The following is a 510-nucleotide window of genomic DNA, read 5'->3' as shown; positions in this document are numbered from 1 at the left end:
AATGGATTCCGTTCTCAAAGCTGCGTCCTAACCACCTTGACTAATGCTATAATTCCTCAGTTTTTCATGACTTGCCTTTCCGCATCTTGATACTGTCCATGCCCGTAACATCTGCCAGATTGTATGGTCTAGCTTGTTGAAGGTTTCGACTGAGACGACTCCTGAGTAGTAATTTGACCATCCCCGTATTATTGGGTTTAGTCTGCTTATCAGGGCTGACTGGGGTGCAGTTTTATGTTGTTTGATTACACCCTTAATCACTTCTGTATGAGCTTGAACTGCTTTGTTGCTGGGTTTTATATGGGTTTTGTGTCCGATTAATCGGCTTGCTGTCCCACCTGTTTTTCCAGTTTTGTATTTTCCTACCGGGTATTGTCTGATGTTGAATCCTAAAAAATCAAAGCCTGGCTCTTCTGTTTTACCCTCACATTGTATGGGGTTAAGTGTATGACACACTCCTAAGTACAGGACAAAAGTTGTAGAGCCTGGTGAAACCGCCCTGAAAACAAA

At 42.7% G+C, this 510-nt stretch carries 1 protein-coding gene; it reads right to left on the bottom strand.

What is annotated here, in order from left to right; all coding sequences use genetic code 11:
- Window positions 1-27: 27 nt before the first annotated feature.
- On the bottom strand, window positions 28-510 hold a 483-nt coding region (locus tag P5683_RS25745), incomplete at its 5' end, for a group II intron maturase-specific domain-containing protein (RefSeq protein WP_315641287.1).

It is taken from the genome of Limnospira sp. PMC 1279.21 (genome assembly GCF_032349615.1).
Classification (GTDB): Bacteria; Cyanobacteriota; Cyanobacteriia; order Cyanobacteriales; family Microcoleaceae; genus Limnospira; species Limnospira fusiformis.
The sequence above is the reverse complement of the archived record's forward strand: the minus strand, read 5'-3'. Positions and strand labels throughout refer to the sequence as shown.